Annotated in this window: 7 protein-coding genes and 1 pseudogene; all 8 read left to right on the top strand. The window is 69.2% G+C overall.

All coding sequences use genetic code 11. The features are described from left to right. Positions 1–171: 171 nt before the first annotated feature. The 8 genes and pseudogenes from ACGFZQ_RS36890 to ACGFZQ_RS36855 all read left to right on the top strand — a co-directional run bounded on the left by ACGFZQ_RS36890 (position 172) and on the right by ACGFZQ_RS36855 (position 10,284). Positions 172–399 (top strand): hypothetical protein, encoded by a 228-nt coding sequence (locus ACGFZQ_RS36890; RefSeq protein WP_393844029.1) that lies wholly within the window; start codon positions 172–174, stop codon positions 397–399. Between the two features lie 21 nt (positions 400–420). Continuing rightward, positions 421–918 (top strand): annotated as a pseudogene (locus ACGFZQ_RS36885) (transposase); the annotation flags it as partial. 28 nt (positions 919–946) lie between these two features. Further along, entirely contained in the window at positions 947–1,300 is a 354-nt protein-coding gene (locus ACGFZQ_RS36880; RefSeq protein ID WP_393844028.1) for a winged helix-turn-helix transcriptional regulator, read from the top strand. A 449-nt stretch (positions 1,301–1,749) separates the two neighbouring features. Next, on the top strand, positions 1,750–2,076 hold the full coding sequence (locus tag ACGFZQ_RS36875) for a WhiB family transcriptional regulator (RefSeq protein ID WP_393844027.1): 327 nt from the start codon (positions 1,750–1,752) through the stop codon (positions 2,074–2,076). Positions 2,077–2,596: 520 nt separating this feature from the next. Further along, the gene (locus ACGFZQ_RS36870; protein WP_393844026.1) at positions 2,597–5,539 is read left to right on the top strand and encodes a helix-turn-helix transcriptional regulator; all 2,943 of its coding nucleotides are present in this window, start codon (positions 2,597–2,599) and stop codon (positions 5,537–5,539) included. 110 nt (positions 5,540–5,649) lie between these two features. Further along, a complete protein-coding gene (locus ACGFZQ_RS36865; RefSeq protein ID WP_393844025.1) occupies positions 5,650–5,823 on the top strand; it encodes a hypothetical protein in 174 nt (57 codons plus the stop codon). A gap of 229 nt (positions 5,824–6,052) precedes the next feature. After that, positions 6,053–9,643, top strand: a complete 3,591-nt coding sequence (locus ACGFZQ_RS36860; protein WP_393844024.1) for a S8 family serine peptidase — start codon at positions 6,053–6,055, stop codon at positions 9,641–9,643. Next, positions 9,643–10,284, top strand: coding sequence for a hypothetical protein (locus tag ACGFZQ_RS36855; protein WP_393844023.1), 642 nt, complete (start codon positions 9,643–9,645; stop codon positions 10,282–10,284). Before ACGFZQ_RS36860 ends, ACGFZQ_RS36855 begins: the two co-directional genes overlap by 1 nt. Positions 10,285–10,648: the final 364 nt, after the last annotated feature.

Genomic DNA, 10,648 nt, shown 5'->3' with positions numbered 1-10,648 from the left:
GGCGCTGAACGCCGTCACCGTGTTCGTCGTCGCGGTCATCGTGATCGGTGGCGTTGTCCTGGTGCGACGACGCCGGCGATAAGGCGATCGGCGCGGGGCGGGGGCGCCCCCCCCCCCCGGGGGGGGCGCCCCCCCCCGGCGCGTTGTGCGCAGCCGGCTCCGGCCGAGCACGTGGTCGATGCCGCCTGCATCACCCCGGCCCATGTCCAACGCGCCCAGCAGGTCCACGGGATCACACTGCTCGGCCCGATCGTCGCCGACCACAGCCGCCAGGCCCAGAGCGGCGAGGGCTTCGGGAAGTCCGCGTTCGCGATCGACTGGGACCTACGGCAGGCGACGTGCCCGCGCGGCAAGACCAGCTCCCAGCCGGGGACACTTCCCATCAACGGCCACGAGTAGCTCCAGTTCCGCTTCGCCAAGGCCGACTGCCTGGCCTGCCCGGACCGTCACCCGTGCACCGCCTCGGCCACCCGGCCCCGCTCGATCGCCTTGCTCCCACAGCCGTTGCACGAGATCCAGGTCCGTAACCGCCTCGACCAGCAGACCGAGGAATGGCAACGACGCCATGCCGTCCGCGCCGGCATCGAGGCGACGCTCTCCCAGACCGTCCGGAGCAACGGCCTACGCCGCACCCGCTACCGAGGACTCGCCAAGACGCATGTTCCACACGTACTCACCGCCATGGCCTGCAACCTCACCCGCACTGCCGACTGGATCGCCGAAACACCCCGAGGGCGTACACGATCAAGCCGATTCCACACTCTCTGCACTGCAGCCGCCGGACAACCCCTGAAGATCACCAACAGAGTCACGGCATTGGCCCTGGAAGGGCGGTGGCGTACTCCGATGGCGGTTCCGAGTGTTCAAACAGGCCCACCCCAGATGGCGACATACAGATGCATTTCTCATTCATCCTGATCCTCACACCAAGCCGTACTCTGACTCCATGGCGATGGAACAGACCCACGATTCCGAACAGTGCAGGGCGGTAGACGGCGGCATCACACGTGTCTTCGAAGTGCTCGGAAAGCGCTGGAACGGGCCGATCCTGTCCGTCCTGATGGGGCAGCCGGCCCACTTCGCCAGCCTGCGCCGGGCCATCCCCGGCATCAGCGAGCGCATGCTCTCCGACCGGCTTGCCGAACTCGGCGCCGCAGGACTCGTTGTGCGTGAGGTCGACGAGGGGCCCCCGCTACGGGTCTCCTACGGCCTCACCGAGAAGGGCGCCGCGTTGGAAGTCTCACTCAGAGAACTCGGCGAGTGGGCGAAGCAGCACATGCCGGAAGAGCCGGGCTGCTGACCATCCACGAAGGGCTGCGCGCTCGCTTGTCGGCGGACACAGTTCTCTCCCCAGCCCCGTACAGGCGAACGTCCTCGGCTACCTGGCCGTCGTACGGCGGGGCCAACTGATAGTCAGCCGGCCCCTGCACAGGGCGGTCTGTCCAGGTGGGTGCAGCCCCATGGCGCAGGGGCTCCTGTGCGGCACGCCCTTGACGGACCGTTGCCCCACAGGAGAGGTCGGGCGGGCGACTCCTGTCCCGAAACTACCGCAAAGCGATCATTTTGGAGCAAAAACGGAGTCAATAATCGCACATAGCGAACGGCCGCCAAGATTGTGCCCGTGTTGTCAACCATGCGATCACCCGATGGAGCCGAATCCGGGAGCGGTGAGTTCTCTCTTACGCGATGGGCATACGGTCTGCACAAGCCCCTACGTGTGGGGGACAGAGCCTGCACAGGGGCGGTGGCATGTTCGTGGACGAGCGAGAGTGGGAATCACGGGCGAAGTGTCGCACTGTCGACCCTGAGGAGTTGTTCGTCGAAGGTGCGGCCCAGAAACGTGCGAAGGCCGTGTGCGGAGGTTGCCCGGTCAGTACCGAGTGCCTCGCCTGCGCCCTCGACAATCGTATCGAGCACGGCATCTGGGGAGGCATGACCGAGCGCGAACGCCGTAGCCTGTTGCGGCGGCGCCCGATGGTGACCTCCTGGCGCGTTCTGCTGGAGACCGCCCATACCGAGCACGCCCTGGACCGACCGGTATCGGCTGAGGCCGCCAACCGTGACAGGACGGCTTGAACGCGCCTTTCCGTATCCCTCGCGCGGGCCTGATGGGTTGATTGATCGCTGGGGCGCTGTTCCGGCGCGAACACATGGCGAGTCACCCGTCACGTCACCGCAGGATGGTGAGTGCTTCGGTTCGCGGTGCCCGACTGCGGCCGGACATGCCGCAACCCGGGCGGGTGTGTACGCCGCGCAGCGACCGACAGCGACCGACCGCTCGACATGCCGCGACCGGCGTGCCTGACTGGGCAGCGGAGTGCGCGGTGACGGAGACAATGCCAATTTCCCTGCCGGACAGCAGCGTTGACCATTCGCGACTGTTCTCTGTGGATTGCTTGGGAGGTGCGGTGGTCTCGTACTCGTTGCCGGCCAGGCGCGGCCACGCACCGTCGCGCCCGGAACTCTCCTGGCGGAACAGGACACAGTGGAGCGACTCGAACGGTGTGCCGGAGTCTCGCTGGGGAAAGCCACGGCGTCACCACTGTGAATCAGGGATAAAGTCGGCGCTGGTGTAGTGGGGGTCGGCTGAGGGGACATGGCAGTGGTTGGGGGGACGCGTAAGGACGGTGGTCGGCTTCCGGCACTGTCCGCGCCGCGGTTCGTCGGCCGGGATCGTGAACTGGACACGCTTGGATCGGCGCTCCAACGGGCCCCCGTGGTCGTGCTGATCGAGGGTGAGGCGGGCATCGGCAAGACCCGTCTGCTGCGTGAGTTCCTGGCGTCCCAGGCGGAGCAGGGACGGCATGCCCTGATCGGTGCCTGCCTGGAGTTGCGGGTTCCGTACACCCTCGGAGCGGTGGTGGACGCGGTGCGCGACGGCGTCGACAACGTTGCCGGGTTGGGGCTCAGCGGGCTGGGCGGGGCGCTGAGGCCGTTGTTCCCCGAGTGGGCCGCCGACCTGCCTCCGGCTCCGGAGGCTCTGGAGGACGCCACCGCCGCCCGGCACCGGTTGTTCCGGGCATTCGTCGAGGTCCTCGGCCGACTCGACGTCGCGGTCCTCGCGCTGGAGGACGTCCACTGGGCCGACGAGGCAACCCTTGAGTTCCTGCTGTTCCTTGTCTCCCGCCGACCGCAGCCGGTAAGCGTGGTCCTGACCTTTCGCCGGAGCGAAGTGCCGTCCGCTTCGCTGCTGCTGCGGCTGTCCTCGCGGCTGCCTCCCGACGCGCATCTGGTCAGACTGACGCCAGGGTCGCTGGATGTGGGTGAGACCGCCTCGTTCGTCTCGTCGATGCTGGCCGGCGAATACGTATCGAACGAGTTCGCGGCCTTTCTGCACGCACGCACCGAGGGCGTACCACTGGCGGTGGAGGAATCGATACGGCTGATGCACGACCGCGCCGATCTGGTCCTCCGGGACGGCGGCTGGGCACGACGACGGCTGGAACGCATCGAGGTACCGCCCACGATCCGCGACGCCATGCTCGAACGCGTCCAGCGGCTTCACGACGACACCCGCACCGTCCTCTACGCGGCGGCAGTGCTCTCCGGCCCGGCCGACTACACGACGCTGCTCGCGGTCACGGGTCTGGCGGAGGAGCGGTTCGCGGCGCAGGCGGCCGAGGCGCTCGCCAGCGGGCTGCTGCGCGAGGACAGATCCGGGCAGTGGTCGTTCCGGCATCCGCTGGCGTCCTATGCCGTCTACGACGCCATCCCGGCCGGCGACCGGCGCGCCATGCACCTGCGGGCGGGCCGGACCATGGAACAGTGGGCGGTGCCCCCCGTGGCGCAGTTGGCGCGGCACTTCCGGCCGGCCGGCGACGTCGAGGCCGCGTGCCGGTACACCGAGGAAGCGGCCGACCTCTGCACCCAGTCCGGCGACGTGGCCACCTCGGCATTGCTGATACACAGCCTGGTCGCCACCGTTGCGCTCCCCGCCGCAGCGTTGGTACGTCTGGTGACGAAAATCCAGTTCCAGGCGCTGTCCGGATCCGACCCGCACTCGCCGATCGTCGAATCGCTGCGTTCGGCTCTCGCAGGGCAGGTCCTCACGCCGGTGGAGCAGGCGTTCGTCCGCTACCAGGTCGGCCGGGCCCTCATGGCGGGAGGTGAGATAGACGCGGGCCGCGGCGAGATCCTCCTCGCGGTGCCTCATCTGCCGCCGGGATCCGCGGAGATGGCGCGTGCCCGCATCCTGCTGGCTCTGCCCCTGGGGAGGAACCCGCGGCCGGTCTCGGAGCACCTGCGGTGGCTGCAGGAGGCGCCGCCGCCGGCGCAGTCGATCGCCTCCCTCGACCGTCTCCACCTGTCGGCCGATCGCGCGTTCGCGCTTCTGTCGCTGGGCGAGGAGGCGGGATGGGCCGCGGCCCGGGAGATCCCGGACGACGTACCGGATCCGCGGGCGGCGTCGATTGTCACGATAGGCCACGCCAATATCGGCGAGGAGGCTGCGCGGTGGGGACGGTACGAGGAGGCCGGTGCCCGACTCGCCAAGGCCAGGACCCTCGCCGAGCGCCACCTGCTCTTGTCCCATCTCAGCAGCATCGCCTCCTCCCGGGCCCACCTGGACTGGTTCACCGGCGCCTGGTCGGGACTCGCCGAGCAGACGACACGCCTGCTCGACGACACCAGCGGCGTACGGCTCAAGGACCGGTGCGAGGCGGCGCTCGTCGCGGGCTTGCTGCAGGCCGCCGCCGGAGACCGGGAAGCGGCCAAGGAGCAGCTGCGTTTCGCCGGACGCGACGATCAGCAGCGCATCGAGGCCGCGGCCGCGCTGGCCCAACTGTGCCTGCACGACGGCGACGTGGAGGAGGCGCTCCGTCTGACCGACGAACTCGCCGAGATCGCTGTCGGGGGCGGTCTGTGGTCCCGTACCGTCGAGTTCGCCCCGGTGCGTATGGCAGCCCTGGCCGCGGCCGGTCGGCTCGGCTGTGCCTCCATGGTGGTGAACGCTTTCGCGGGGGCATTGGGCGACCGGGACGCGCCGGCACCACAGGCGTCTTTGACGTTGTGCCGCGCGATCCTGGCTGAGGCCGACGGCCGCCTCGCGGACGCCGCCACGCTGTTCGACCGCGCGGCCGCCCTATGGGTGACGCTGCCGCGCCCGTACCATGCGCTGCTCGCCAAGGAGCGCTCCGCCCGCTGCCAGCTCGCGGACGGCCGGGATGAGGCCGCGCTGCCCGTGCTGGCGGACCTGGCGCGGGCGCTGACGGAACTCGGCGCCCACAACGACGCCGACCGGATTTTCCGGTTCCTCGCCGGGCGGGGAGGGAACGCCCACACCGTGACGCGCGGCCGGGGGCGTCCCGGCTATGGCAACCGGCTCTCGCCGCGCGAGCTGGAGGTGGCCCGGCTGCTGGTCGAGGGGCTGACCAACCGGCAGATCGCCGACGTTCTGATGGTGTCGGCGCAGACGATCGCCAGCCAGGTGAAGTCGGCGATGCGCAAACTGGATGTGACCTCGCGCACGGCACTCGCGGTCAGGGTCGTCGAGTCGGGCCTCGTCGGCAACCTGACCGCACCGTCCCTGAACGACGAGTGAATTCCGCAAGCCGTGAAACGGACGACGAAAAATCGGGAACCGAACGGCCGGTTTAAATCCCGTATCTGACTGATCGTGCCGGTAGCCGGCGTGATCGCACACTCGGTGCCATGCCTTCCGCTGAACAGCCGACGCACGCGCCGAAAGACGACCAGCCCGAACCGGTACTCCGTCCTCAAGACGAACCGGTGCCGGCCGAAGGGCCGTCCGACGCGGAGGGCGTCACCACCATCCGCAGCGGCAGGGCCGGTGCCGACGACGACGCCGAGTACGAACCGCTCTGACGTGTAAGCCCACGGCGCGAGTCGCCGAGTGCCCCCAGTCCGCTGGAGGGGCTCGGTGTCCTCGTATGCACAGGGAGCCCGAACCTGACGCGCCGCAGACCTGCGGCCCGAACCTGTGCCCACGTTCCATGTCGTTCCTCGCAAGGGAGACTCATAGATGAGGTCAAGCGCAAGAAGGCGCGTCAACAGACGCTGGGGCGCGGTGACCGTCGGCCTGACCGTCTTTGGCATGCTTACGACGTCGACGGCCAACGCCGCCGACCCGGCCCCGCAGACGGCGCCATCGGGTGTCGTGAAGACGAAGAGCCCACAGACTTTTGCCGCCAATGACGACCTGGCGCGGGTCGTCTCCGCGGCCGGCGGATCCGTCCCGGTCACGCTGGTCACCGGCGACACGGTCGACGTCGGTGTCGACGACGACGGCAAGCCGGTGGTCCGCGACACCCACAGCACGCCACGGCCCGACGGACTGCCGGTCGTGTTCCACACCCTCACCCGCCAGGGCAAGGTGTACGCCGTGCCGGACGACGCCCTCGACCTGGTCGGCCAGGGACTGCTCGACTGGTCGCTCTTCGACCTTGAGGAGCTGGTGACGCTCGCCGCGACGGGCAAGAGCGACACGGTGCCGGTGCTCGTCACCTACACCGACACCGCCGCGACCGACACGACACGGAAAGTCGCCGGGGCCTCGGGCGGCAGGGAACTGCCGAGCATCAACGGCCGCTCGCTGAAGATCGCCGACAACGGGCAGTGGTGGCAGGGAGTTCGGGGCAAGACGGCTTCCACGCCGGCCACCGCCCGGTCCGCCGGCTCCCTCACCGGGGTCAAGAAGGTCTGGCTCGACGGCATGTCCCACATCGACCTCGAGCAGTCGGTGCCCCAGATCGGCGCACCCGTCGCCTGGAAACGTGGCTACGACGGCACCGGCGTGAAGGTGGCGGTGCTGGACACCGGTATCGACGCCACCCACCCGGACCTGTCCGCGAGCATCGCCGGGCAGGTCGACTTCACCGGCAGTCCCAACGGTGCCAAGGACGGGCACGGGCACGGCACCCACGTCGCCTCCACGGTCCTGGGCAGCGGCGCAGCCTCCAACGGCCTGCGCAAGGGCGTCGCACCCGGCGCCAAGCTGCTCGTGGGCAAGGTCTGCGACGACCAGGGACAGTGTCCCGACGACGCGATCATCGCGGGCATGGACTGGGCCGCCCACTCGGGGGCCAAGGTCGTCAACATGAGCCTGGGCGGTGAGCCCACCGACGGCACCGACCCCCTGAGCCAGGCGCTCAACGAACTCAGCCGGTCCACCGGAACCCTGTTCGTGGTCGCGGCCGGCAACTCCGGTTTCGTCGCGCAGAAGGTCGTCGCCCCGGGCTCCGCCGACGACGCACTGACGGTGGCGGCCGTCGACAAGAACGACGCGATGGCGACGTTCTCCAACCGCGGACCGCGTATCGGTGACGGCGCCGCCAAGCCCGACATCGCGGCCCCGGGCGTCGCCATCACCGCGGCCCGCGCCGCGGGCACGTCCATGGGTACGCCGGTGGACCAGTACTACACCACCGCCGACGGGACCTCGATGGCCACGCCCCATGTGGCCGGCGCCGCGGCCATCATCGCCCAGCAGCATCCGGAGATGACCGGTCAGCAGATCAAGGCACTGCTGATGGACACCGCCGCCGACCTGGGACATGACCTGTACGCCCAGGGCGCCGGCCTCGTGGACCTCGCGACCGCCACCAACCCGCAGATCATCCCGCGGGGGAACCTGAACTTCGACCGCCTGACCTACCCGCACTCGGCGCAGACGAAGAAGATCACGTACACCAACAGCACCGACAAGGCGACCACGCTGCATCTGACGCTGCCGGTCTCCTTCGGCGACGGCAGCCCGGCCCCGGCAGGACTGTTCACCCTCAGCACAGACACAGTGGTCGTTCCCGCCCACGGGTCCGCCGACGTGTCGGTGACGCTCGACGGCAGGGTACTGGGTACGGCCGGGCCCTACGGCGGCTACAACGGGCTGCTGAGCGCCCGTGACGACTCCGGCGCGATACAGGTCAACTCCAGGATCCACACCTTCGTCGAGGCACAGAAGTTCCCGCTCACCCTGAAGGTCGTTCCCCCGGCGGGCGCCACAGACGTCCACTACGGCGTCGCCACCTTCACGCCGGTCGACGACCAGGTCTACCTGCACTCCGGCCAGACCCTCACACCCGGCGCGGACACCGTGACCGAGCAGCTCTTCCGCGGCGCCTACGCGGCGCAGATACCGGTCACCTGGCGGAACGCGGACGGCGACCTGCAGCAGGCCACACCCATGGCACCGGAGGTGAGCCTCACCAAGGCGAGCACGGTCACGCTGGACCTGCGCAAGGCCCAGCCGCTCACCGTGCAGTACCCGGAGACCACCGAGACCTACAACGCGACCGACGTCATCAACCGGGTCTCGAAGACCGGGGCCTGGACGATGGGCACAACGCTCTCGTTCGACTACAAGGCCGCCGAACCGAACTGGTGGGTGCTGCCCACCGGCAAGGTGAGCCAGGGCACCCTCACTCACGACTTCTACAACGTGGGAACGACTCCCGTCATCACCATGCGCGCCACCGGCGGCGGTTCCTCCTCCATCCTTTCCGCCCGTTACGTGACCCCGGACGCAGCGCTGTCCGAGTCGCAGGGGTGGCTGCGCGACGACGGGGACCCGAGCACCCGCGAAGCCTCGATCCCGGTTCCCCGACTGCCGGTCAAGGGAGACCTGCCGGTGGTGTACGCCGGCTCCGGGTCCGCCGCCGAACTCGCGGACGCTGACGTCCGGGGCAAGCTCGTACTCCTGACGCCGACCGACATCTGTCAGGGCACCTGTGACTACGCCACGCTGCGGGACGAACGGGTGGCCGCCGCTTCCGCCGCCGGTGCCGTCGGCGTGCTGGTCGCGGCACCGGACCTCACCTCGCTGGGCAAGCCCTCGGGGTTCGACCAGTGCCTGGACGGGCCGCAGAGCTGCCCGGCGATCCAGCCGTACGCCGCGCTGCCCATCGTGAGCGTGCCCTACGCCCAGGCCGAAGCCCTGATCAAGCGGATCAAGGCCGACGGGCGCCACGTCCGGATCCGCCTCGGCGGCAACGCCGTGCCGAGGGCGTACACCGCCACCTACCACGAGAACGGACAACTCCAGCAGAACGCCTACCGGCTCGGGAAGGACGACCTCGATCGGGTCGACCTCTCCTTCCACGCGGCACGTCCCGGAGTGGTGCACCAGCTCAGCTGGAAGCAGTCCATCCAGGGCGTCACCGCCTCGTCGCTGGTGTCCCTGCCGCAACCGCCCACCCAGCAGACCATGACCGTTTTCGCCAAGCAAGAGAACAACGCCATCAGCCGGTTCATCGCCTCCTGGGCCGAGACCGGAGCGGACCACTTCCTGACGCACAACCGCCAGGAGATGAACGACATCGTCCTCACCGGCACCGACGAGATCCACTGGAACGCGGGACCGTCCGTACCGGGGGCCGCGCAAGAGGTGCGGACCAAGTCCGGCTTCTCGGTCTCGACCGGACCGTGCTCGGGCTGTCGGCAGGGCGACACCTTCTACCCCACCCTCTTCCTCACGGACAGCGGCGGCGGCCGCCAGGCCCTGATCGGCATCGTCGACGACGAGCTCCTTCAGCACGACTTCAGCGAGCTCCCCTCCTGTGGGACAACTCCCTCCGCCACCGTGCCGAACCTCGACTTCACCTGCGACGTCAACCTGCTGAACGCGTCCGGTGACGCGATCGAGCGTCGCACGGAACACCTCCCCGACGAGGACTGGACGACCCTGTGATGGCACCCGACACCGCCAAGGAGACCGACACGATGAACACTCCAGTGCCGTCGACGCGGCGCCGCAGAGGGGCCCTCCTGCTGCTCGCAGCCGCGGCGATGGTCGCGCTCTCCGGCTGCAAGGGCGGTGACCTCGTCTCGTACGACCTTCCGGCCAAGTCCGCCCGGTACACGTTCGAAACGCAGACCAACGACGTCAAGACGGTGTGGCAGTACACCTCCGCCACGGCGACCAAGGACGACGCCCCGACGCAGAGTCCGTGCATCGGTGAGTCGGTCGGCAGCAACCAGGCGGCGTGCCGCCCGGAGCCGCTGATCTTCCTGCGCTACGACTTCGGCCTGGCCCTCGACAACACCGCCAAAGCCGGAGAGAACCACGAGGTCACCATCGTCGGCTACTACCAGCAACGGCTCACCGACCTGCCCAAGGTGACCTCCCTGAAGGCGGAGACCACCTTCGACGGGGGCAGCACCTGGTACCCGGCGACCACGAAGGCGACCGGGAAGAACACGTTCACCGCGACGATCAAAAACCCCCGGCGGGACCAGGCCGTCCAGGGCGTCGGACTGAGGATCAGCGCGACCGACAGTCAGGGCAACACCGTCAGGCAGACCATTCCCACGGCGTACACGCTGCGCTGACGGCGGCCGCCACCCGCGGCTCGACAGGCAGGGGGCGGGACCGCGTCCCGCCCTCTTGTCGATGCCTGGGCGGGCCGGCCGGGTGTGAGGACCAGGACGGCTTCACGTTGTGGGTGATACGGGTCGCGCTGCACCAGAGCTTCCGCGGCAGGCGCCGCTGCTCCAGGGCAGCCCAGACCTGCTCGCCCAGCGCGCGGATACCCGCATGGGAAAGGTTGACGGCTCGCTGACCGGCGGTGAGCCGGGGGCTTGGCCCAAGGCCGGGTAGTTGGCGTTTCGCCACCACCTGATCAACGTGCCGGCTCGGCTGGCACGTTCGGCCGCCGCCTCACGCTCCATCTGCCCGAACGCCGGCTCAGACGGG

The organism is Streptomyces sp. NPDC048254 (assembly GCF_043201895.1).
Classification (GTDB): Bacteria; Actinomycetota; Actinomycetes; order Streptomycetales; family Streptomycetaceae; genus Streptomyces.
Note: the sequence above shows the minus strand (reverse complement) of the source record. Positions and strands in the feature narration are given on the sequence as shown.